The organism is Streptomyces sp. NPDC001890 (assembly GCF_042891445.1).
GTDB lineage: Bacteria > Actinomycetota > Actinomycetes > Streptomycetales > Streptomycetaceae > Streptomyces.
Genome location: NZ_JBIATE010000013.1, coordinates 95,574 through 116,475, shown reverse-complemented (window position 1 = coordinate 116,475; position 20,902 = coordinate 95,574). Strand labels below are relative to the sequence as shown.

Sequence of the window (20,902 nt, the reverse complement as noted above, 5' to 3'; positions counted from 1 at the left end):
GGGTGGAGGGTGTGCGCCGGCCGGGCGGACGGGAGCAGGCTCGGGGGAAGGGACCAGGCATCAGAGGCCGTACGCCTCCAGGAGCCGGAGCCAGACCTCGCTCACCGTCGGGAAGGCGGGCACGGCGTGCCACAGGCGCTCCAGGGGGACCTCGCCCACGACGGCCACGGTGGCCGTGTGGATGAGCTCGGTCGCCATCGGACCGGTGAGCGTGCAGCCGACGACGATCCCTCGGGTCTCATCGACGACGAGCTTCGCGAGGCCGCGGTAGTCGTCCGCGTGGAGCGCGGCACCGGCGACGTCGTCGATGCGGTACTCCACCGCGCGTACCACGAGACCCGCTTCGCGTGCGGCGCGTTCCGTGAGACCGACGCTCGCGACCTCGGGACGGGTGAAGACGGCCCGGGGGACGGCTACTCGGTCGGCCCGCGCACTCCACGCCTGCCAGCCTCCTGTGCCGGCCGGTCGGCCAGCGGCACGCTCGGCGATCGCGGCGCCGCAGGCACGGGCCTGGTACTTGGCCATATGGGTCAGCGGCGCCCTGCGGTTGACGTCGCCGACGGCGTAGAGCCAGTCGCCCTCGACCGCGGTGACCCGACAGGTGTCGTCGACCGGAAGCCAGTCGCCGACCGGCAGTCCCACGGTCTCCAAGCCGAGGTCGGTCGTGCGCGGGCGACGGCCCACGGCGGCAAGGACCTCGTCACAGACCAGGACGGTGCCGTCGTCGGTCTCCACGGTCACGGTACGAGTGGTCCCGTCACGGGCGACCCGGACGGCCGACACCCCGAAGCGGATCGTGACGCCCAGATCGCTCAGCCCCCGGGTGACCTCTTCGCCGGCGCACGGCTCCCAGCCGGTGAGCAGGGCCTGGTCGCGGACGAGGAGCGTGACGGAGGCGCCGAGCGAGCGCCATGCGGTGGCCATCTCGCAGGCCACCACTCCCCCGCCGATGACGACGAGCCGCGCGGGCACCGCGTCGGCGGTGGTGGCCTGCCGGTTGGTCCAGACGCCGATCCGGTCGAGCCCTTCGACCGGTGGGAGCGCGGGCTCCGTGCCGGTGCAGAGCACGACCGCACGCCGGGCCCCCAGGGTGCGGACCGTGCCGTCGGCCCCGGTCACCTCCACCCGGCGCTCACCGGCGAGCCGCCCGTGCCCCCGTACGAGCGCGATGCCCGCACCGTCGAGCCAGTCGGCCTGGCCGGTGTCGTCGCCGCGCCCGGTGAAGCGGTCTCGGCGGGCCAGCACCCGCACCGGGTCGAGTGCCGCCGTGACCGCCTGCCGGGCCCCGTCGACCGAGCCGGCCTCCGCCCGAGCGGCGCCGGGACGCAGCAGGGCCTTGCTCGGCACGCACGCGTGGTAGGAGCACTCGCCGCCGACCGCCTCGGCCTCGACGACGACAGCGGTCAGCCCCGCCCCGACGGCGCGGCCGGCGACGACCTCGCCGGCCGGCCCGCCGCCGACCACGACGACGTCGTACGTGTCCATCAGCCGTGCACCAGAGGGGTGTCCACAAGGTGCTCGGCCAGGAACCACACCTGCGCCTCGCCGGTGCGGATGACGTCGGAGACCAGCAGGTCGGCGCTGCCCTCGTCGCCCTCCTGGGAGAGCCGGGCGGCGGCATCGCGGGCGTCGATCAGGATCCGCTCGTGCGCGTCGAGGAGCCGCGACAGCATGACGGGCACCGGCTCGACGCCGTCCGGCGGACGGGGGATCGCCGTCAGCTCCGCGACGTGGCGCGGGTCCCCGACGGCGACGCCGCCGAGGCTCTGGACCCGCTCGGCCAGCGCGTCCACGATGGCCAGCTGTGCCTCCGCGTGCTTGTCGAGCATCAGGTGGAGCGAGTAGAAGGTCGCCCCGCGCATGAGCCAGTGGTGCTTCTTGTAGAGGGAGTGGAGGATCTGCGTGTCGGCGAGGACGCGATTCAGCCGCTGGCAGGCGTACATGCGGGTGTCGTGGCCGAGGCCGATCGGCAGCTGCTTGAGCGTGCCGAACGCCTGGGTCTCGGCGCCCTTCTGGTGCAGCAGCGGCTGGCCGCCGCCGTGCGGGTTCGTGAGGGTGTCCATCGAGTACTCCTGTACAGGGAGAAGTGGGTGAGTGGGCCCGGCCGCCCGGTCGGGGGGCACAGTCGGCCGGACCCGGTCTGTGGTGCTCGCGCTCAGCGCTCGGCGATCGGCGGGGCGGCGGGAGTCCGGTGCAGGACGAGCCGGGTGAGGAGTCCGCTGCCGAGACCGGCCACGAGCGCGAGGGCGGCCCACCACAGCGGGTACGGCGTGAGGCCGAGTACCGCGTCGAGGGACCAGGCGCCGGGGCCGGTGGCGGCGAGGGCGGCGGCGGTGCCGATGAGGACGAGCGGGTACTCGTACCCGTCGTTCTGCACCCAGAGTCCGTGGCGCCACTTCACGGTGAGGGCGACGGTCATGACGCCGATGGCGCCGGTCGCGGCGAGCGGGGTCAGGAGGCCGGCGGCGAGCAGCAGGCCGGAGCCGATCTGGCCACCACCCGCCGCCAGAGCGGTGAGGACACCGCCTCGGAAGCCGTCGGCGCGGAACTCCGCGGTGCCGCCCTCAAGTCCCTTGCCGCCCAGGTGCGAGCTGACCTTCTGCACACCATGGCCGGCGACGAGCAGTCCCACCAGCAGACGCAGGATCAGAATGCCGGTGTCCACAGGGGTCAGCCGGCCGCGTGCGCGCCGATGACCGACTGCGCGTACACGACACCCAGGCCGTACGCGCCCGCGTGGGCCTTGACGATCTCCATGACGTCGCCGTACGTCTCCTGGCGCGCCCAGTCGCGCTGCAGCTCCAGAAGGACCTGGACCCAGGTCACCGGGACGGCACCGGCAGCGATCATCCGCTGCAGCGCGTGCTCGTGGGCGGCCGGGCTGACACCACCGGAGGCGTCCGTCACGACGTACACCTCGTAGCCCTGCTCGAGCGCCGAGAGCGCGGGCAGCACCAGGCAGACCTCGGTCCACAGACCCGACAGGATGATCTTCTTGCGACCGGTCGCCTTGACCGCCGCGACGAGCGCCTCGTCCTCCCAGGCGTTCATGGTGGTGCGATCGATGATCTCGTTCTTGGGGAACACCTCGGCGAGCTGCGGCAGCAGGGGGCCCGAGAAGGACTCGGCGGCGACCGTGGTCAGGACGGCCGGAACGTCGAACGCCTTGGCCGCCTTGGCAAGACCCACGGTGCTGTTGATGATCGCGGCACGATCGCCGCTGCCGGTGCCGAAGAACATCTGCGGCTGGTGGTCCACGAAGAGCATGACCGAGTTGTCGGGCGTGAGCAGGTCCTTGCTCGGAGCGGCCTGCACCTTGTCGATGTCGAACATGAGGGGTCCTTTCGAAGCCATCGGTGGCGTGCCCACCGCGTCCGCGGCGAGCACTTCTTCAAGCTACGAACGACCCGACCGACCGAGTTGACCTCCTGCGCCCAGGGGTTGGCACGACAGCGCACAACCGGTCGAGGACAAGAGCCGTGCAGCGTCACCGGCACGAACCAGGCAAGGCCACGACGCCGGCACTCCGAGGTGACCGCGTAGAGGACAGCTGCGGTTCAGCCTCGGCAAGCCGCGACGACATCACCGCGCCGGAGCGGAGGCACCGTGCTCCACCGAGGAAGAAAGACCAGATCAGCGCACCCGGCCTCGCGCCTTCAGCTGGGTCGCCGGGACCTCCGGCGCATCGAGGCGGGCACCGGCGTAGCCCTTGACCTCGCCGAAGCGGTCGGACGTCGTCCGGTCGTTTCTCGCCTTGCGGAGCTCCTCGTCCGTGCGGCCCACGAAGTTCCACCACGACGCGGAAATCGCGTTGGCGATCCCATGGGTGAACTGCCGGCCGGAACTGCTGGTCAGACAGGGTGCCAGAGTGTTCCGCCCATCTGGCTGGGTGACAACAGCTCAGTGATGAAGCGGGTCGTCGAGCGCCTCTACGCCTGTTCCAGCGTCCTCAACGACAAGGACCAGTACGCGTACTACGGCCGGGTCGGCGGCTGTCTGATCACCGGGAACGAGAACGGGGTCAAGCACTGTGCGATGAACCTGCTCCACAGCCTTCAGCACCTGGGGTGCACGATCCCTCCGCAGGCCGACGCGGGCCGGATCGGGGAGGCGGGGCCCGGCCCCTCGTACCTGGACCCGGGATCAGGTGGTCCGGAGAACGACTTCACCAACCGCAACACCTCGTTCATGGCCTGGAACCTGATGCACCTCGCCGCGATGCTGAAGCGCGCGGGCGGCATCCCGGCCCATGGCAATCAGCGCTCGGCGTGGGACGCGGGCTGCCGTGCGGACGCCGCCAATCCGGAGCACCGCTGACCGTGCCCCGGCCGCGTGCGGGGGCGCGGGCGGGGCACGGCCCGCGCCTGACCTGCCGCTCGTCGGTGCTGCCCGGCCGCCGGCCGTCAGTGCTGTCCGGCCGCTGGTTCGAGGACGAAGACCGGGATCTGCCGGTCGGTCTTCTGCTGGTAGTCGGCGTAGTCGGGGAACGCCTCGACCGCGCGCCGCCACCACAGGGCCTTCTCCTGGCCCGTTGCCTCGCGGGCGTTCATGTCCTGGCGGACCGGCCCGTCCTGGAGCTCCACCCGGGAGTCGGCCACGATGTTGTGGTACCAGACGGGGTGCTTGGGGGCGCCGCCCTGCGAGGCGACCACGGCGTACGTGCCGTCGTGCTCGACCCGCATCAGCGGGGTCTTGCGGATCTTCCCGCTCCTGGCCCCGCGGGTGGTGAGGATGATGACGGGCATGCCCCGCATCATGGTTCCCTCGGTGCCGCCGGAGCTCTCGAACAGCTCGACCTGGTCGCGGACCCACTGTTCGGGGCTCGGCTCGTACTCTCCCTGCAGAGGCATGGCATCTGTCCCGTCGTCGGCTTCTGGACACCCGGGTGCCGGTGTGTCCCGCTGCTCCGGGAAACTCTCGCACCATTTCGCCCGGCCGGCGTCCGGGTGGGTCCGTGCGGCACGGCGATGGAGTGATCCGGCTCAGGGGCGCGGCGGTCTCAGCCGCAGTTGCAGCATCGCTTCGAACCTCGCCTCCGGGTCGTCGAGATCGATGTCCGCGACCACGGCCAGCCGCTTGAGCCGGTAGCGGAAGGTGTTGGGGTGGATGTGTACGGCGGCTGCGGCGGCGGCCACGTCGCCGAAGGTGCTCAGCCAGGCGTCCAGGGTCTCGGTGAGGGCCGTGTGGTGCTCGGCGTCGTAGGCGAGCAGCCGTATGACGGGGCCGTCCGGCAGATCGTCCTCGGCGGCCATCCGGTCCGTCAGCTCCTCCAGCAACGAGGCGGCGTAGACGTCCGACAGCCGGGCGGCCCTGCGCCGGGTGCGGCCGGAGCCGAGGACCCGCAGCGCACGGTCCGCGTCGGCGCGCGAGCGGCGCAGCTCCACCGGGCGGGCGGCGAGCCGGCCGACCCCGATGACGGCGGGCACCCGGCCGCCGATCCGGCCGAGGAACGCCTCGGCGACCCGCAGCCCCTGCTCGTCCGAACCGGCGGGCAGGACCGCGTAGGTGACGTGGCCGAGCGCGGCCGCGGCGGTGCGCGGGTGGATCGCGGCCAGGTGCAGGGTGAGTGCCTCGGCGACGCGGTGGCCCGCGGCCACCCGGTCGGGCTCGTACTGCTCGCCGGTCACCGCGAGCGCCAGTACGCAGGCGGGCTGCGCGGAAAGCCCGAGCCGGGCGGCGGCCTGCGGCGCGTGCGTACCGCCCTCCAGGACGGTGGCGAGCAGATCCGCGCGCAACCGGCGTTCGGCGTCCTCGCCGGTGCGGCGGCGCAGCAGATGCAGTGCGGCCACCTTCGCCGCCTCCTGGAGGGCCTGCGTCCGGTCCGCGTTCAGCGGTCCGTCGACCACGACCCAGATCGAGCCGAGGACCTCGCCGCCGGCGCGGACGGCGATCGCGACCCGGGGCTTGTCCGAGATGCCGTCCACATAGACGGGTTCCTCCTTGCGGTAGAGGGCCTGGAAGGCGCCGCGCTCCTCCAGGGCACGCAGCTTCTCGGCGGGCACCTGACGGTCCAGGACGGTCGCGATCCGGTCGTGGTCGGCCTCGTCCTGCCGGCTGGAGAAGGCCAGCACCCGGCCGCCGCGGTCCTCCACGGTGACCGGGCCGTCCAGCAGCCCGGCCGTCGCGTTGGCCAGGGCGAACAGGTCCCCGGCGAGCGGCTCGGCACCGTCGGCCTCGTCGGGGCCGCCCACCGTGCCCAGTTCGTCGACCGCGAGCAGCGACCGCAGCAGCGCGGCCACCTGGGCCCAGGACGCCCCGGGGGTCAGGCCCAGCACGGTCAGGCCGGTGCGGGCGGCCGCCTCGGACACGGGACCGTCCACCGGGACCGGGGAGCGGACCACCACGGCCGCCGCGCCGAGTCCGGCGGCCGTGTCGACCAGGGCGGCGACCGGCTCGGCGCCGTACACACCGACGCCGAGCACCACCGCGCCGGGCAGCCTCGCCGGTTCGTCCAGGGGGTCCTGGATGAGCACCCCGGTGACGGTGCGGGCCGGGTCGGCCTCCCCGGCCACCACTTCGATCAGCGTCGACCCGAGATCGTTGAGGATCCGGCCGAGCACGGCCCGTGGCTGCTCCGTCATCATCACAAGGTAGTTGATCGGGGATCGTCCGCGGCGGGGGCGGACGGCCCGGGGCCGGGGCCGGTCATCGGCCGATCCATTCCGTCGATGCGGTCACCTCGGCCAGTTGCCCGGGGACCGGGGAGATCCCGATGCCGGGTCCGCGGGGCACATCGAGATGGCCGTCCCGCAGGGTGAACGGCTCGGTGATGTCGGTCCGGTAGTACCGGTCGGAGGCGGACGTGTCGCCGGGCAGGGTGAAGCCGGGCAGTGCGGCGAGGGCCACGTTGGCGGCGCGGCCGAGTCCGGTCTCCAGCATTCCCCCGCACCAGACGGGGACGCCGTTCGCGGCGCACACGTCGTGGATCCGCCGGGCCTCCAGATAGCCGCCGACCCGTCCCGGCTTGATGTTGACGACCGAGCAGGCGCCCATCGCGATGGCATCGGCCGCCGAACGGGCGGACACGATGGACTCGTCCAGGCAGATCGGGGTGCGGACCCGGCGGGCGAGTTCCGCGTGGCCCCGGACGTCCTCCTCGTCCAGGGGCTGTTCGATCAGCAGCAGCCCGTACGGGTCGAGCCGGGCCAGCTGCGCGGCGTCGGCGAGGGTGTACGCGGTGTTGGCGTCCACCTGGAGCTGTACGTCGTCGCCGAACCGTTCCCGGACCGCGCGCACGGGCGCCACGTCCCAGCCGGGTTCGATCTTCAGCTTGATCCGCAGATAGCCCTCGGCCAGATAGCCGTCGACGGTGTCGAGCAGTGCGGGGACCGAGTCCATGATGCCGACCGACACCCCGGCCGGTACCCGTTCGGCCGTCGCTCCCAGCCACTGGCCCATCGACAGGTCGTGGGCGCGCAGCCAGGCGTCGAGGACCGCCGTCTCCAGCGCGGCCTTGGCCATCCGGTGGCCCTTGAACGCGGCCAGTGCCGGGGCGACCGCCCACGGGTCGAGCGTCGGCAGGGCGGCGAGGGCGGGCACGAAGTAGCTGCGCAGCACGTCCGCGGCGGCCGCGGTGTACTCCGAGGAGTACAGCGGATCGGCCATGGTGACGCATTCGCCGTAGCCCTCGTGGTCCTCGGTCTCGACCCTGACCAGCAGGATCTCCCGGGTGGTCAGCGTGGCGAACGAGGTCCGGAAGGGCGCGACCAGCGGCATCGCGATCCGGCGCAGTTCCACCCCTGCGAGCTTCATGCCTGACTCTCCTGACGTCTGTCGATCACGTACCAGCCGTCCCGGGTGAATCCGGTGACGGTGTGTCCCTCGGCCATCAGGCCGCCGAGCACCTCGCGCAGCGCGTACCGCCATTCGCGGGCCAGGGACGCGTCGGTCCGGCGCAGTTCCTCCGCCTCGGCGGGGATCCGGACCAGGACGGTGTCGCCGTCCTGCCGCCCGACGACGGGGCGGCCGTCGGACCTGGCGTCCAGTGCCACCACGGTGCGGGCTCCCGCGCCGTCGGCGGTGACGATGCGGGGCGTACCCGCGGCGGATCCGACGGCGTGCTCGCCGGTCAGCTCCCAGCGCACCATCAGCCGGTCCGTCTCGGTCCCGGCGTTGACCTCGTCCTGCATGGCCCCGTAGAAGTCGGCCAGGTACTCGCTCGGTTCCGCGCCCAGTTTGGCCAGGTTGAAGTAGGCGTTGCGGCTGATCAGCGGGTCGAAGGTCCAGGTGACGGTGGTGATGGAGCGCTCCAGCGCCCAGGCCCGCTGGTGCTGCTTGAGCGCGAAGCCGGCGTTGCGGCCCCGGACGCTGCCGTCCACCCCGGCGATGTGCGAGTGCAGTCCGGCGCTGGCCAGGAAGCCCAGGCAGAATCCGGCCATCCGGCCGTCCCGGTCGACACCGACGACATAGCTGCCGGAGTGCGCGAGGACCCGCAGCAGCTCCGGGGTGATCAGCGGTTTTCCGGGATCGGGCCGCCAGATCCGCTCCAGCACCCGGCAGGCCTCGTGCATCTCGTCCAGCCCGTGCAGCTCCCGGATGGTGACGCCCGCACGCTGCGCGGCCAGCTCCGCGGCGGCCGTCGCGGAGCCGGCCGCCTGCGCACCGTTCATGGTGTCACCCGGCCGGGGACCGTCTGCGACCCGCGCAGCAGCGAGGCCACCAGGCAGGCCACGAGCGCCGCGCGGCGGGGCAGTTCGGCGACGACCACGTGCTCGTCGTCCGCGTGCGCTCCGCCGCCCACGGCGCCCAGGCCGTCGAGCGTGGGGGTGCCCGCTCCGGCGGTGAGGTTGCCGTCGGATGCGCCGCCCACCGCCATGCCGCGCAGCGGGCCGAAGCCCAGCTCCGCGTAGTGGCCGCGGGCCAGTTCGAACAGTCCGGCCGACGCGCTCGTCGGGAGCGGCGGCCGGTCCGGGCCGCCGGAGGAGGTGAGCGAGGCGCCGTCGAGCACCGGTCGGAGGCCGTGCACGGCGCGGTCCACGCGGTCCTGTTCGGCGGCCGTCGCCACGCGTACGTCGACCATGAGCCGGGCCGTGTCGGGCACCGTGTTGCGGGTGGTGCCGGAGGCGGCCACGGTGGGTGTCACGGTGGTGCCGGCCGCCGGGTCGGCGAGGGCGGACAACGCGAGGATCTGGTGGGCGAGTTCGGTGGTGGTGTTGACGCCCTTGTGGGGTTCCAGACCGGCGTGCGCGGCGCGTCCGGCGACGGTCAGCTCGTAGCCGGACATCCCCTTCCGCGCGGTCTTCAGCGCGCCGCCCTCGCTCGCCTCCAGGACGAGCACGGCGCCGGTCCGTCGGGCCTCGTCCTCGATGAGGCTGCGCGAGGTCGGGGCGCCGATCTCCTCGTCGCCGGTGAGCAGCACCGAGACCCCGTCCAGGTCGTCCAGCACCGACAGGGCGTGGAAGAGCTGCACCACACCGGCCTTCATGTCGAAGCAGCCGGGTCCGGTGAGCCGCCCGCCGGTCACCTCGAACGGGTGCCGGGCCAGGGAACCCACCGGCCATACCGTGTCGAAGTGGCCGAGCAGCAGCACCCGGTCGCCGGAGCCGAAGCGCCAGCGCAGGGCGGGTCGTCCCGAGCCGTCGACCCATTCGGGCGACGCCCCGGTCAGCCGGGTGCCGATCCCGGCGACGGCACGGGCGCACTCGGTGACCGCGGCCAGGTCCTCGCTCGGCGACTCGGTGCGGACCAGCTCCTCGATGTCGGCCAGCAGGCCCGGCAGCCCGGCCGCCAGGGCGGTGGCGATCGCGGTCATGTCAGCCCACCTTGGGGGTGGCCCGGCCACCGTGGTGGAGGTACGGGGTGCCGTCGTCGAGCGTGTAGAACACGACCGGGACCCAGATCCCGAACCCCGGCCGCCGCACGACGAACAGTCCCGGCTCGACGGGATGCAGCTCGTACTCGTTCTCCGTGTCGGGGGTCAGTTCGGCCAGGGGGCCGGTGATCCGGTCCAGCATCACCAGGCCGCCGTCCCGCTCCACGATCTCCATCCGGCTGGAGAGCCGCTGGTACACACCGACGTAGTCGGCGGGGTCCACCGCCACCGGCTCCGTCGCGGGCTCCAGGACGGCGCGCATCGTCACCCCGGCCAGCTCCTGCACGATCTCCGCGAACACGTCCCGGTAGAGACCGGAGGTGTCGCCGCCGTTGGTGAGCAGGCAGATCGCCAGTTCCGCCTCGGGCAGGACCCGCAGGTAGGCGCTCTGTCCGATCGTGCCGCCGTCGTGTCCGTACACCCGTTGTCCGTCCCAGGTGTCGAGGAACCAGCCGAGCCCCCAGGCGTTGCCCAGGATGTACGGGTCGGGCAGTTCGACCTGCGGGGTCTGCATGGCGGCGACGGACTCCTCCGAGAGGAGCTTGGTGCCGTCCGCGGTGACGCCCTTGTCGAGGTGCAGCCGGGCGAACTCCAGTACCTCGCGCGGTGTGGAGCAGATCAGTCCGGCCGGTCCGGCCGAGCGCATCAGCCCCCACATGGGGGCCTGCGCCGGCGGGCTCCCCAGGTGCCCGATGGCGGCGCGGAAGCGCAGCACCTCCTCCGGCAGGGTCGCGGTGTGCGTCAGACCGAGCGGCCGGTACAGGCGCTCGCGCATCAGCTCGTCCCACTGGACGCCGGTGACGGCCTCCAGCACCCGGCCGAGCAGGGTGAAGCCCGCGTTGCAGTACGACATGGTGGCGCCGAGCGGGTGGTTGGGGACGGTGTCGCCCAGCAGTGCGACGTACTTCTCCAGGCAGTCGTCGCCCCGCCCGGTGTCGGTGAACAGGTCGCCGTCGATGCCACTGGTGTGGGTCAGGAGGTGCCGGAGCGTCAGACCTTGGGTCAACTCCTCGTTCGCCAGGCGCAGTTCGGGGAGTACGGAGACGATGGGGGCGTCCAGGTCGAGTACGCCCTCGTCGACCAGGGCCATGGCCACCGTGGTGGTCCAGACCTTGGAGATCGAGCCGATCTGGAAGAGGGTGTCGGTGGTCGCCCCGATCCCGGCCTCGGTGTTGGCCAGGCCGACGGCGGTCTCGGCGACGATCTCGCCGCGGTGCAGGATCGCGAGACCGGCGCCGGGGACGGAGTGACGGGCGGCGAGTTCGGTGAGCCGGGTGGTCCAGCGGGCTGACAGCTCGGTGGTGTCGGTCATGTCGTGCTCCGATTTCCGTTTCGTTCAGCGGTTGGTGTGCGTGGTGACCCAGTCGACAAGCCTGCGGGAGTAGTCCTCCCGGTGCGAGGGCCGGCCGTCCAGGAGGAAGAGATGGGAGCTGCCGGGGTAAACGACCAGCCGGGCCGGTACGTGCCTGGTGCGCAGCGCGTGGAACCACTGTTCGGCCTGGCCGACCGGGCAGGTGTCGTCCGCGCCGCCGTGCAGGATCAGGGTGGGGGCTCGTACGGCGTCGGCGTGGCTGAGCGGCGAGAGTTCCGTCATCCGCGCCGGGTCGCCGATCTCGTGTTCGGCGATCAGGTGGCCTTCCTCGGAGGTGCCGGCCATGCTCCTCAGGTCGACCAGGACACCACCCGGGACGACGGCGGTGAACAGCTCGGTGCGGGTGGAGAGCCAGCAGCTCAGATAGCCGCCGTAGCTGTAGCCGGTGAGGGCGATCCGTTCCGGGTCGACGAGCCCCTCGTCGATCAGGGCGGCGACCGGTTGCAGGACGTCCTGTTCGTCCGTCTCGCCCCAGGCACCGACGGCGGCCGTGTAGAACGCCTCGCCGTAGCCGTCGCTGGCGCGGACGTTGAGCGTGAGGACCGTCCAGCCCTGCGAGGCCAGTTCCTGGTGGTAGAGGTGGACCGGGTCGGAGTGCGGGGCCCAGGCATTGTGCGGGCCGCCGTGCACATCGACCAGGAGCGGGCCGCCCGGGGGTGTGCCGGCGGCGCGGGTGATCATGCCGTGCACGACCGTGCCGTCCGTGATGCGGAACTCTCGTTCGGTGACCGGGTGGAGGGCGATCTCCGGCAGCGACCGGGCCATGTGGCCGGTGAGCCACTCGGGCCGGGCCGGCTCCCCGTCGGCCCAGGCGTCCAGGTCCAGCAGCACGACCTCGGCGAAGCGCGTCGCGTCGCAGACCACGACCGCCGCCCGCCCGGCCCCGGTGACGACCGAGCAGCCGCTGATCCCGGTGCCGACGGGCAGTGGGGAGGCGCTGATCCCGTCGGCGCCCAGCCGGTACAGCCGGGTCGCACCACGGTCGCGGGCGCAGAAGACGATGTCGTCACCGTGGAACTGCGGGAGGGCGCCCGGGTATCCGGGGCCGCCGCCCATGACATTGCGGTCCAGGGCGGCGCCGAGGGACACCGGCGCGGAGCCGTCCAGCGGCTGGCGCAGCAGCTCCGAGTGGCCGACGCCGAACGAGGCACGGCCCACGACGAGCAGCGCGGACCCGTCGGGGAACCAGCCCACCGGACCGGCCAGACCGTCGGCGGGCCCGACCCGGCGGGGCTCGGACGCGTTCTCCCCCACCCCTACGACATGGGCGGCCGAGGGGCCGAAGACGGCCGCGTCCGGGGTGGTCTGCGCCGGATAGGCGAGCCGGGTGCCGTCGGGCGACCAGCTCGGCGGGCCGGCGTGCCGGTCGTCGTGCGTGAGCTGTACGACCTCTCCCGATGCCACCTCCACCACGAACAGCTGGGTCCGCACCGACCCGGTCAGGCCCGCCCCGTCCGCCTTCCAGCCGAGGGCGTCGATGACCACCGGTGCGCTGTCCGCCCGATGTGCCTCGGGGGCGGCGAAGGCGATGTGCGACCCGTCCGGGCTCCAGACCGGGATGCCCGCCCCGGCCGGGCAGTCGGCAGGAGTGGTGAGCGGCACGGCCTCCTCCCCGTCGGCGGGCAGCAGATGGAGCTGCCCCGCGCGCAGGAAGGCCAGCCGCGTCCCGTCCGGGGACCAGCGCGGCGCGGTGTCCGCCGGGCCGCGGGTGCGGCGCCGGGCCGGGCCCCCTTCGCCGCGTACCTCCCAGATCGAGCGGACCACCCGGTCGTTCCCGGCGTCCTGCGTGGTCAGGGTGTACGCGACACGTTCGCCGTCGGGGGACAGCGCGGGATCACCGGGGATCTCGAACCGGTACAGGTCGTCGATCGTCAGCGGTCGGGTCATGACGCCTCCTCGGCGAGGGCGAGTTCGGGTACGCAGGAGATGAGTTCGCGGGTCGTCGGGTGCTCCGGACGCGCCAGCACCCGTTCGGTGGGGCCGCATTCGACGAGGTGTCCGCCGTCCAGCACGGCGACCTGGTCGCAGAGGTGGCGGACGACCGCGAGATCGTGGGAGATGAAGAGCATCGCGAAGCCCAGTTCGCGCTGGAGGCGGCGCAGCAGGTTGAGCACCGCGCCCTGTACGGAGACGTCCAGGGCCGAGGTGATCTCGTCCGCGATCAGCACGGCGGGCCGGGCGGCCAGGGCCCTGGCCAGCGCCACGCGTTGGCGCTGGCCGCCGGAGAGGGCGTCCGGGGTGAGCGCGGCACGCGAGGGGTCGAGGCCGACGAGCTCCAGGTGGCGCCCCACCTCGGCGTCGCGTGCGGCGCGGCGTTCGCGGCCGGGTGTCCGGCGCCCGGCCGCCGCGCCGGACAGTGCCTCGGCGACGGACGCGCCGACGGTCAGGCGCGGGTCGAGCGAGGCGTACGGGTTCTGGAAAACCAGCTGCACGGGGCTGCGCCCGCGCCGGCGCGTGACCTCGCTCCCGTCGACCAGTACGCGCCCCGACCGGGCCGGAGCCAGCCCCACGACGGCCTTGCCGAGGGTCGACTTCCCCGACCCGGACCCGCCCACCAGCCCGGTCACCGTGCCTTCCGGCACCAGCAGGTCGACGTTGTCGACAGCGGTGAAGCGGCCGTAGCGGACCGTGATCCCGCGCAGTTCGAGTGAGCTCATGACGTCGCCTCCGCCGTGTGTGACGTGGCCACGACGACGCCGTCGGCCGCGGCCGGTCCGACCGGGTACCAGCAGGCGACCTGCCGCCCCGGCCCGAGCTCCGTCAGTCCGGGGGCGTCGTCGTGGCAGCGTTCCCGGGCGTGTGCGCAGCGCGGGGCGAACGGACACCCCGGGCCGGTCTCCCCCGGTTCCGGCGGCCGGCCGGGGAGGGTCGCCAGGTCCTTTCCGCGATCCGCGGTCATGGTCGGGACCGCCCCGACCAGTGCCCGGGTGTACGGGTGGGCGGCGCCGCCGAGGAGTTCGGTGACCGGGAGGTTCTCCACGATCAGACCCGCGTACATCACCAGGACCCGTTCGCAGACCTGGGCGACGACGGCGAGGTCGTGGGAGATCAGCAGCAGCGCGGCGCCGGTCTCCTCGCGCACCTCGGCGAGCAGGCCGAGGACCTGTCGCTGGACCGCCACGTCGAGCGCCGTGGTGGGCTCGTCGGCGATGATCAGTTTCGGCTTCCCCATCAGTCCCATCGCGATGACGGCCCGTTGCCGCATCCCGCCGGAGTACTCGTGGGGCCGCTGCCGGGCGCGGCGTTCCGGCGCGGCGATGCGGACGGCGCCCAGCCGGTCGACGGCGCGTGCCGCCGCCTGCGCGCGGCTCGCCCCCAGATGCACCTCGGCCACCTCGGCGAGCTGGCGGCCCACCCGCAGGGCGGGGTTCAGCGAGGCCATCGGGTCCTGGAAGACCATGGCGAGTCCGGTGCCGAGCCGCGGGTCCGCCCGCAGGTCGTCGCCGTCGAAGCGGAGGGTGCCGGCCGAGACCCGGCCCGGGTGGGGAACCAGGTCCGCGAGTGCCAGCGCGCTCAGGCTCTTGCCGGATCCCGACTCGCCGACCAGGCCGACGGCCTCGCCCGCGCCGATGTCCAGCGAGATCCCGCGTACGGCCTGCCGCCCGCCGGGGAACGTCACCCGCAGATCGCGTGCCCGGACCAGGACCCCGTCGTCGCTTTCGGCGGCCGCTTCCCCGGGTGTCGCCGGCAGCCGGCGCGGTGCCGGTTCCGTCCTCTGCGGCGCCCGCCGGCCACCGGCCTGTGCGAGCACCTCGCCGGCCAGGCCGAACATCAGCCCCGTCAGGACGACGGCCGCGCCGGGCGCCAGGGCGGCCGCCGGGTTCACGAAGACGCGGTTCAGCTGTTCGTTGAGCAGCCGCCCCCAGTCGTACTGGGGTGGCTGCACGCCGAGTCCGAGGAAGGAGAGGCCGGAGAAGGCGACCAGGATGCCGCCGGTCGCCTGGGTGGCGAACAGCACCGACGGTTCGGCGATGTTGGGCAGCAGATGGCGCACCACCATCCTGAACCGGCCCACGCCGAGGATCCGGGCCGCCGCCACGTAGTCGGAGCCCGCGACCGACGCCGTCAGGTTCTGCACCAGCCGCGCCATGGGCGGGACCATGGCCAGCCCCACGGCGAACACCGCTCCGGTGGTGCCCACCCCGAAGATCGTGGCGAGGAAGAGCAGGAACAACAGCCCCGGAAAGGCCACCAGTACGCCGACGGTCGCGGTGATCAGTCGGCTCAGCCGGCGGCCGACGACCGCCGGGGCGACGCCGAGGAGCAGCCCGCCGCCGACGCCGATCACGGCGGCCAGCAGGGTGAGCCGCAGGGTCAGCCGGGTCGCCACCACCACGCGGGCGGCGATGTCCCGGCCGAGCTGGTCCGTCCCCAGCCAGTGGGCGGCGCTGCTGCCCTGGTTGATCGCGTCCGTGTCGACCTGCGCCGCCCGGTCGCCGAGCAGCACGGGACCGAGGACGGCGACCAGTGCGACCAGCAGGCAGGCGGTGAGCGCGGTGACGCCGATCGGTGTGCGCAGGGTACGCCCGAGCCGGCGCCGCAGCGAGCTGTCATGGTCGTGATGAGGCATCGTCAACTCCCGCGGACGGTGGACTGGGGGTCGGCGACGGCCACGGCCACGTCGACGACGAAGGTGATCAGCAGCGCGGCCGCCCCGTAGACCAGCACCACGCCCTGGACCAGCGGATAGTCCTTCTCGGTGATCGCCTGGACGATCGTGGTGCCGAGGCCGGGCCAGGCGAAGACGTTCTCGACCAGCACGGTGCCGGCGAGCAGCGAGCTGAAGAGCAGGCCGCCCAGGGTGAGCGAGGAGGTCAGCAGATTGGGCAGTGCGTGCCGCAGATAGCGCAGCCGGGCCGGAAGCCGCTTCGCCCGCGCGGTCCGCATGTAGTCCTCGCCGAGCACCCGCAGCGTCTCCACCCGGACGATCCTCGACAGCGAGGCCGCCGGTACGACGGTGAGGGCCAGCACCGGCAGTACGTAGGAGTCCGCACCGCCCCGCGAGGCGACCGGGAAGAGCGGCCAGGCCACCGCGAACGCCGCGATCAGGCCCACCGCCAGCAGGAATTCGGGTACCGCGCCCAGGATTCCGGTGACCCCGGTGAAGGCGAGTTCGCCGCGCCGTCCGCGGCCGTCCTTGGTCAGCACCGCGGCGGTCATGCCGATGGGCACGGCGATCAGCAGGATCAGTACGAACGCGGGGACGGCGATCTGCAGGGTGGCCGGGAGCCGGCCGGAGATGATCTCGGACACCGGCATCTGGGCGCCTATCGACTCCCCCAGCCTGCCCTGGAGAAGCTCGCCGACAAAGTCGCCGTACTGCTTCGGCAGCGACTGGTCCAGGCCCAGCGACTGTCTGCGGGCGGCGACGAGGGCCGGGTCGGCGGTGGTGCCGAGAGCCGCCCGGACCGGGTCGCCCGGGATCAGGTGGATCATCGCGAACGCGGCCGTGACCAGCGCCGCGAGCGAGGCCAGCAGCCGCCACGTGCGGCGCAGGAGAAATCCGGCCCAGGGGCTGCGGGCCCTCGTCCCCAGGGCGTCCGGGGTGATCGTCGCCATCAGCCGGCGCTCCGGCGCAGGGTGCTCGGGACGATGCCGCTGCCGTCCACCTCGAAGGTGACGCCCTTCGCGTAGTACCGGTTGGCCTTGCTGACGATCGGCGCGATGTCGACGTGCTCGACCAGGGCGGCTTCGGCCGCGTCCCACTGGGCGCAGCCCGAGGCCCCTGGCTTGGCGGCCGCTTCGGTGGCGAGCCGGCGGTAGTCGGGGTTGGCGACGGAACCGAAGTTGTTGCCCTTCGGCGGGGGCGGGCCGTCGTAGAACTGGGTGAGCTGGTCGGGAAGGGTGACTCCGATGGGCGCCCAGGCGATGTCCCAGTCGCCGCCGCCGAGGGTGCTGACGATGCTGCCGGATCCGGTGGGCTTCGCCGTCGCCTTCACGCCGAAGGACGTCCACCGCTGGACGGCCAGTTCGACCGCCGAGGCGACCTGCGGACCCTGGTTGGTCGCGTAGCTGAGCCCGACGGTGAGCGGCTTGCCGTCCTTGGTCCAGGTGCCGCCGCTCCTCGTCCAGCCGGCCGCGGTGAGCGCGGCGGCCGCCTTCGCCGGGTCATGGGCGGGGAGATGGCCCTCGACCGTGTCGCCGGTGCAGGGGGTGGGGGCGATCTCGCCCGTGCGGGTCGGTGTTCTGCCCTTCCCGCCGGTGGCCACGCTGCCCAGTTGCTTCAGGTCCAGCACGGAGACCAGGGCCTTGCGTACCGCGAGGTCGGCGGTCGGGCGGCCGGCCGCCTGGTTGAACAGCAGCTGCCCGAACAGTGCCTCCAGGCTCCGGTACTTCACCTTGGCCGCGTCCAGCCGGTCCTGGTCGGCACCGTTGATGAGGGCGGCATTGATCTGACCGGCCATCAGGAGGTTGGCCGCGGTCGACTCGTTGGTCACCACCTTGACCACCACCTTGCCGGGCAGACCCGCACCGGTGGATCCGCCGGGCCCCCAGCGGTATCCGTCCCGCTTGACGTAGGTGTAGTGGTCGCCCGGAACCGCTTCGGTCAGCCGGTAGGGGCCGCTCGCGTTGGTGGTCCTGGCCAGCGCGGCCGGCTTCGCCAGGTTCTCCTTGCACAGCAGCGGCAGCAGCCGGGCCATCTGCACGATGAACGGTGCGGGCTTCGTGGTGGTGACGGTGACCGTCCGGGCCGCCGTGTCGGCCTCGGCCACGGCGGTGACGGGAACGGAGAGGCCGAGCATCGGCGACTGGTTCCTCGGGTCGGCGATGTGGTTGTACTCGGCGGCCACGTCCTCGGCGGTGAGCGCCGAACCGTCCTCGCAGGTGACTCCGGGGCGGATGGTGAAGGTCGCCGAGGTGGTCGTGGCGGTCCATCTCTCGGCCACTCCCGGCACCGGCGAGCCGTCGGCGTCCAGGTGCACGAGGGTGTCGTACGCGAAGGAGTTCATCGCCAGCGCGGTGCTGGCCAGTGCCGTGGTGGGGCTGAGGCTGCCGGGATCACCGGCCACGGCGACCGTCACCGCCGACCCGTCACCGGTGCCGGATGACGTACCGCCGCCGCAGGCGGTCGCGGTGCCGACGAGGCCGAGCGCCGTGACCACCGCTGCCGCCGCCCGGGTCCCGCGGGCCCTTCTGTTCCTGGTCTGCGTGCCTGCGGTGCCGGCCATGGTCCACCTCCGAGGGAGCGGCACTCCGCCGCCGAGTGAGGGAACAGTAGGCAGCGCCGTACCGGCTCCGACTGGTCGTGGCGCACAAAAAAAGGGGCCCCCGACGGTGCGTCGCACCGAAGACGGACGCGAGGATCCGGTGATCGCAAAGGCAGGAGTTCCGGCGGCCGGAAAACCGATCGCGACGAAGATCCGCCCCGTGAAAACGTCTGGAGCATGACCGCGCAGCACCGGATACGGGCCGACTACGACGCCCGGACGATCGTCGTCTATCAGGCGTACTCACCGGCGGTCGCCGGACCGGCCCTGCGGGCGAACAGGTTCGTCCCGCCGTTCTCGTTCAACCGGATGACCTGGATCAAGCCGTCGTTCCTCTGGCTCATGCACCGCAGCAACTGGGCACAGAAGCCGGGCCAGGAGCGGATTCTCGCGGTACGGATCACCCGGGCCGGCTGGGAGGAGGCGCTCTCCCAGGCGGTGCTGACGACGGCCGACCCGTCAGCTGTCGCCCGGGCCCCCGTGCACGTCCAGTGGGATCCCGAGCGCTCGCTGCGGGGAGCGGCGCTCAATCACTACAGCATCCAGGTCGGGGTGGGACGCGGTCTGATCCGTACGTTCGCCGAGGAGTGGGTCGTCGGCCTCAGCGACATCACGCCCGAGGTCCGGAGGATCGCGGCGCTCAGGCAGGGCGGCCGGAGCGCTCAGGCCCAGCGGCTGCTCCCGCCGGAGCGGATCTGCCCGGTGCCCCCGGCCGTGGCCGAGCGCCTCGGTATCGACGCGTAGGGCTACTGCATCACCTGGAGCGGGGTGTGCGCGAAGGACCGCTCGCAGGAGTAGACCTGCATCGTGTAGCCGCGTCCGATGGTGATCTGGGTGGGTTCCTGCGGCTGCGGGTGGACCACTCCGGGTGCCATGGCCGCGGCTTCGTCCTCGACGGGGCACCAGTGCCGTTCGTTGTCCCATTCGCCGCTGTCGACGGTCAGCAGCGGGCGGACGGGCCCGCCGCAGTCCGGGCACTCCATGGGCCAGGGATCGCAGAAGCTCCAGTTGCCCCAGCCGCCGAGCTTCCATCCGGGTGCCACGGACAGGGCGTCCTGGTACAGGTAGTCGCGCGGCTCCTCCCAGTCCCTGACCCGTTCGGCGAGTTCCTCGGCCAGTTCGTGCGGCGCCGGGTACTCGGTGACCCGTTCGGGGTGCAGGAGGCAGGGGTCGGGCAGGTAGTTGTCGTCCCCGATCACCGACGGTCCGGGAGGCGTGGACAGCGGCGTACCGACGTCCGCGGCCCGCCGCCACACCAGCCGCACCCGCGGCAGGCAGTCCTCGTCGTGGTCGAAGGGGCACCACAGCACCTGGAGCAGATCGGCCTCGGGCGGGCCCGGCCAGCGGCCGCCGCCCTCCGTGCCCTCTGCGCCCTCTGCGCCCTCGGCGCCCTCTGCGGCCTCTGCGGCCTCTGCGGCCTCTGCGGTCGGGAGGTCGCGTGCGTACAGCTGGGCGACCGCCAGCAGCGGGACCGGCCCGTCCTGCGGGATGCGCCGACCGGTGCAGCCGACCCGGTCCACCACTTCCCGCTCCTGCGGGGTGAGGGTCAGGCTGTTTCCCTCCGCCCGTGCCCAGCCCGCGGCCAGGACACGGCGGCTGTCCCGCACCTCCTCGGGTACGTAGCCGACGTGCCACGGGCCCGCGTGCTCCGGGCAGGTGGGCCAGGGTTCGTCGTGTGGCCACAGCAACGGTCCGCCGACGGAGCTGTCCTCGACGGCCGGCTCCCCCGGGCGCGGGTGCAGCCGCACCGCCGTGCGTGCCAGCGGGGCGAGCTCCGGGAACTCCTGGGTGATGTCCACCGGGCGGGGAGGCGTCGTACGAGGCATCGGAGCAGCGTAGTTGCCGCTGCCCCGGCCCGGCCCACCGGCCCCGTCCCACCGAACGCCCCTGCGGCGGTGGGACGGCGACAACACCGGGCCGGGCCGGCCCTCAGCCGGATTTCCGGCGGTGGTGCGCGGCGGACGACCGCCCTACCGCCGCGTCTCCCGCGCGCCGATCATCGCGAGACCGTCGATCGCCGCCGGGGACAGCCGCGACTCCTCCAGGCCCGGCAACGGCATCCAGCCGACGGCCGAGGTGGAGTCGTCGGTCCTGGTGACCGCGAGCTGTCCCGGCTTGAGGTCGACCCGGTAGAAGAGCCCCACCAGATGCCAGTTCACGCCGAGCCGGTGCGCGCTGTACGAGCGGGCGTCCACCAGCTGGGCGTCCAGGAGTTCGAGGCCGGTCTCCTCGTACAGTTCGCGAGCCAGCGCCTGCCGCGGCTGCTCACCGGGATCGATGCCCCCGCCGGGCAGGTGCCACAGTCCGGGCATGAAGACCGGTGAGCTCTCCGAGAGCTGGGTGAGCAGCAGTTGATGGTCCACGACAGCGATCGCATACGCCGATATTCGTGAACGTACGTCACTTCCCACGTGTGCCCTCCGGATCATCGGGGTCCACGGCTCCGGCCGAGCCGTGCGGTCAACCTATCGATCGAGCGGCGGGGCCCGGAAAGGGCACCCGCCGGCTCTG

Annotated in this window: 19 protein-coding genes and 1 pseudogene; 2 read left to right on the top strand and 18 right to left on the bottom strand. The window is 72.9% G+C overall.

All coding sequences use genetic code 11. The features are described from left to right. Window positions 1–60 precede the first annotated feature (60 nt). The 5 genes from ACFYY1_RS27215 to ACFYY1_RS27195 form a co-directional block, all read right to left on the bottom strand. Window positions 61–1,485, bottom strand: coding sequence for a dihydrolipoyl dehydrogenase family protein (locus ACFYY1_RS27215; protein ID WP_388590297.1), 1,425 nt, complete (start codon window positions 1,483–1,485; stop codon window positions 61–63). Beyond that, on the bottom strand, window positions 1,485–2,063 hold the full coding sequence (locus ACFYY1_RS27210; RefSeq protein ID WP_116157572.1) for a Dps family protein: 579 nt from the start codon (window positions 2,061–2,063) through the stop codon (window positions 1,485–1,487). The genes ACFYY1_RS27215 and ACFYY1_RS27210 overlap by 1 nt, the downstream gene beginning before the upstream one ends. Window positions 2,064–2,155: 92 nt before the next feature. Then, window positions 2,156–2,665: a DoxX family membrane protein gene (locus tag ACFYY1_RS27205; RefSeq protein ID WP_388590295.1), complete on the bottom strand. Its 510-nt coding sequence runs from the start codon at window positions 2,663–2,665 to the stop codon at window positions 2,156–2,158. 5 nt (window positions 2,666–2,670) lie between these two features. Next, window positions 2,671–3,333: a hydrolase gene (locus tag ACFYY1_RS27200; protein ID WP_116157574.1), complete on the bottom strand. Its 663-nt coding sequence runs from the start codon at window positions 3,331–3,333 to the stop codon at window positions 2,671–2,673. 300 nt (window positions 3,334–3,633) lie between these two features. Continuing rightward, a complete protein-coding gene (locus ACFYY1_RS27195; protein WP_388590293.1) occupies window positions 3,634–3,783 on the bottom strand; it encodes a pirin in 150 nt (49 codons plus the stop codon). 93 nt (window positions 3,784–3,876) lie between these two features. On the opposite strand from ACFYY1_RS27195, the pseudogene ACFYY1_RS27190 reads away from it, so the two are divergent. After that, window positions 3,877–4,317, top strand: a pseudogene (locus ACFYY1_RS27190) (flavodoxin family protein); the annotation flags it as partial. Window positions 4,318–4,403: 86 nt separating this feature from the next. On the opposite strand, the gene ACFYY1_RS27185 reads toward ACFYY1_RS27190, so the two are convergent. From ACFYY1_RS27185 to ACFYY1_RS27135, 11 genes are all read right to left on the bottom strand, one after another. After that, on the bottom strand, window positions 4,404–4,850 hold the full coding sequence (locus ACFYY1_RS27185) for a nitroreductase family deazaflavin-dependent oxidoreductase (protein WP_388590291.1): 447 nt from the start codon (window positions 4,848–4,850) through the stop codon (window positions 4,404–4,406). Between the two features lie 132 nt (window positions 4,851–4,982). Further along, the gene (locus tag ACFYY1_RS27180; RefSeq protein WP_388590289.1) at window positions 4,983–6,581 is read right to left on the bottom strand and encodes a PucR family transcriptional regulator; all 1,599 of its coding nucleotides are present in this window, start codon (window positions 6,579–6,581) and stop codon (window positions 4,983–4,985) included. 64 nt (window positions 6,582–6,645) lie between these two features. Beyond that, window positions 6,646–7,752, bottom strand: a complete 1,107-nt coding sequence (menC, locus tag ACFYY1_RS27175) for an o-succinylbenzoate synthase (protein ID WP_388590288.1) — start codon at window positions 7,750–7,752, stop codon at window positions 6,646–6,648. Beyond that, window positions 7,749–8,609: a GNAT family N-acetyltransferase gene (locus tag ACFYY1_RS27170; RefSeq protein ID WP_388590287.1), complete on the bottom strand. Its 861-nt coding sequence runs from the start codon at window positions 8,607–8,609 to the stop codon at window positions 7,749–7,751. Before ACFYY1_RS27170 ends, menC begins: the two co-directional genes overlap by 4 nt. After that, window positions 8,606–9,751: a M20 family metallopeptidase gene (locus ACFYY1_RS27165; protein ID WP_388590285.1), complete on the bottom strand. Its 1,146-nt coding sequence runs from the start codon at window positions 9,749–9,751 to the stop codon at window positions 8,606–8,608. The genes ACFYY1_RS27170 and ACFYY1_RS27165 overlap by 4 nt, the downstream gene beginning before the upstream one ends. A gap of 1 nt (window position 9,752) precedes the next feature. Continuing rightward, entirely contained in the window at window positions 9,753–11,123 is a 1,371-nt protein-coding gene (locus tag ACFYY1_RS27160; protein ID WP_388590284.1) for a serine hydrolase domain-containing protein, read from the bottom strand. A gap of 24 nt (window positions 11,124–11,147) precedes the next feature. Next, window positions 11,148–13,070: a S9 family peptidase gene (locus tag ACFYY1_RS27155; RefSeq protein ID WP_388590283.1), complete on the bottom strand. Its 1,923-nt coding sequence runs from the start codon at window positions 13,068–13,070 to the stop codon at window positions 11,148–11,150. Next, window positions 13,067–13,840, bottom strand: a complete 774-nt coding sequence (locus tag ACFYY1_RS27150) for an ABC transporter ATP-binding protein (RefSeq protein ID WP_388590281.1) — start codon at window positions 13,838–13,840, stop codon at window positions 13,067–13,069. The genes ACFYY1_RS27155 and ACFYY1_RS27150 overlap by 4 nt, the downstream gene beginning before the upstream one ends. Then, entirely contained in the window at window positions 13,837–15,753 is a 1,917-nt protein-coding gene (locus tag ACFYY1_RS27145) for a dipeptide/oligopeptide/nickel ABC transporter permease/ATP-binding protein (protein ID WP_388590279.1), read from the bottom strand. The genes ACFYY1_RS27150 and ACFYY1_RS27145 overlap by 4 nt, the downstream gene beginning before the upstream one ends. 2 nt (window positions 15,754–15,755) lie before the next feature. After that, entirely contained in the window at window positions 15,756–16,742 is a 987-nt protein-coding gene (locus ACFYY1_RS27140) for an ABC transporter permease (protein WP_388590277.1), read from the bottom strand. Further along, entirely contained in the window at window positions 16,742–18,352 is a 1,611-nt protein-coding gene (locus ACFYY1_RS27135; protein WP_388590275.1) for an ABC transporter substrate-binding protein, read from the bottom strand. Before ACFYY1_RS27135 ends, ACFYY1_RS27140 begins: the two co-directional genes overlap by 1 nt. Before the next feature lie 216 nt (window positions 18,353–18,568). Between ACFYY1_RS27135 and ACFYY1_RS27130 the strand changes: the two genes are divergently transcribed. Then, window positions 18,569–19,135, top strand: a complete 567-nt coding sequence (locus ACFYY1_RS27130) for a DUF4291 domain-containing protein (RefSeq protein ID WP_388590273.1) — start codon at window positions 18,569–18,571, stop codon at window positions 19,133–19,135. Between the two features lie 2 nt (window positions 19,136–19,137). Here ACFYY1_RS27130 and ACFYY1_RS27125 read toward each other — a convergent pair whose 3' ends face one another. Then, window positions 19,138–20,217 carry a hypothetical protein gene (locus ACFYY1_RS27125; protein WP_388590271.1) on the bottom strand — a complete coding sequence of 360 codons (1,080 nt, stop codon included), beginning with the start codon at window positions 20,215–20,217 and terminating at the stop codon, window positions 19,138–19,140. 144 nt (window positions 20,218–20,361) lie between these two features. Next, the gene (locus ACFYY1_RS27120) at window positions 20,362–20,820 is read right to left on the bottom strand and encodes an NUDIX hydrolase (protein WP_388590270.1); all 459 of its coding nucleotides are present in this window, start codon (window positions 20,818–20,820) and stop codon (window positions 20,362–20,364) included. Between the last annotated feature and the right edge of the window lie 82 nt (window positions 20,821–20,902).

What these genes read in the sequence shown, in the direction of transcription:
- ACFYY1_RS27180 (WP_388590289.1), bottom strand. Translation starts at nt 6,581, where the DNA reads ATGACGGAGCAGCCACGGGCCGTGCTCGGCCGGATCCTCAACGATCTC.
- ACFYY1_RS27185 (WP_388590291.1), bottom strand. Translation starts at nt 4,850, where the DNA reads ATGCCTCTGCAGGGAGAGTACGAGCCGAGCCCCGAACAGTGGGTCCGC.
- ACFYY1_RS27165 (WP_388590285.1), bottom strand. Translation starts at nt 9,751, where the DNA reads ATGACCGCGATCGCCACCGCCCTGGCGGCCGGGCTGCCGGGCCTGCTG.
- ACFYY1_RS27200 (WP_116157574.1), bottom strand. Translation starts at nt 3,333, where the DNA reads ATGTTCGACATCGACAAGGTGCAGGCCGCTCCGAGCAAGGACCTGCTC.
- ACFYY1_RS27140 (WP_388590277.1), bottom strand. Translation starts at nt 16,742, where the DNA reads ATGGCGACGATCACCCCGGACGCCCTGGGGACGAGGGCCCGCAGCCCC.
- ACFYY1_RS27125 (WP_388590271.1), bottom strand. Translation starts at nt 20,217, where the DNA reads ATGCCTCGTACGACGCCTCCCCGCCCGGTGGACATCACCCAGGAGTTC.
- ACFYY1_RS27120 (WP_388590270.1), bottom strand. Translation starts at nt 20,820, where the DNA reads ATGATCCGGAGGGCACACGTGGGAAGTGACGTACGTTCACGAATATCG.
- ACFYY1_RS27130 (WP_388590273.1), top strand. Translation starts at nt 18,569, where the DNA reads ATGACCGCGCAGCACCGGATACGGGCCGACTACGACGCCCGGACGATC.
- ACFYY1_RS27160 (WP_388590284.1), bottom strand. Translation starts at nt 11,123, where the DNA reads ATGACCGACACCACCGAGCTGTCAGCCCGCTGGACCACCCGGCTCACC.
- ACFYY1_RS27215 (WP_388590297.1), bottom strand. Translation starts at nt 1,485, where the DNA reads ATGGACACGTACGACGTCGTCGTGGTCGGCGGCGGGCCGGCCGGCGAG.
- ACFYY1_RS27170 (WP_388590287.1), bottom strand. Translation starts at nt 8,609, where the DNA reads ATGAACGGTGCGCAGGCGGCCGGCTCCGCGACGGCCGCCGCGGAGCTG.
- ACFYY1_RS27145 (WP_388590279.1), bottom strand. Translation starts at nt 15,753, where the DNA reads ATGCCTCATCACGACCATGACAGCTCGCTGCGGCGCCGGCTCGGGCGT.
- ACFYY1_RS27150 (WP_388590281.1), bottom strand. Translation starts at nt 13,840, where the DNA reads ATGAGCTCACTCGAACTGCGCGGGATCACGGTCCGCTACGGCCGCTTC.
- menC (WP_388590288.1), bottom strand. Translation starts at nt 7,752, where the DNA reads ATGAAGCTCGCAGGGGTGGAACTGCGCCGGATCGCGATGCCGCTGGTC.
- ACFYY1_RS27210 (WP_116157572.1), bottom strand. Translation starts at nt 2,063, where the DNA reads ATGGACACCCTCACGAACCCGCACGGCGGCGGCCAGCCGCTGCTGCAC.
- ACFYY1_RS27155 (WP_388590283.1), bottom strand. Translation starts at nt 13,070, where the DNA reads ATGACCCGACCGCTGACGATCGACGACCTGTACCGGTTCGAGATCCCC.
- ACFYY1_RS27135 (WP_388590275.1), bottom strand. Translation starts at nt 18,352, where the DNA reads ATGGCCGGCACCGCAGGCACGCAGACCAGGAACAGAAGGGCCCGCGGG.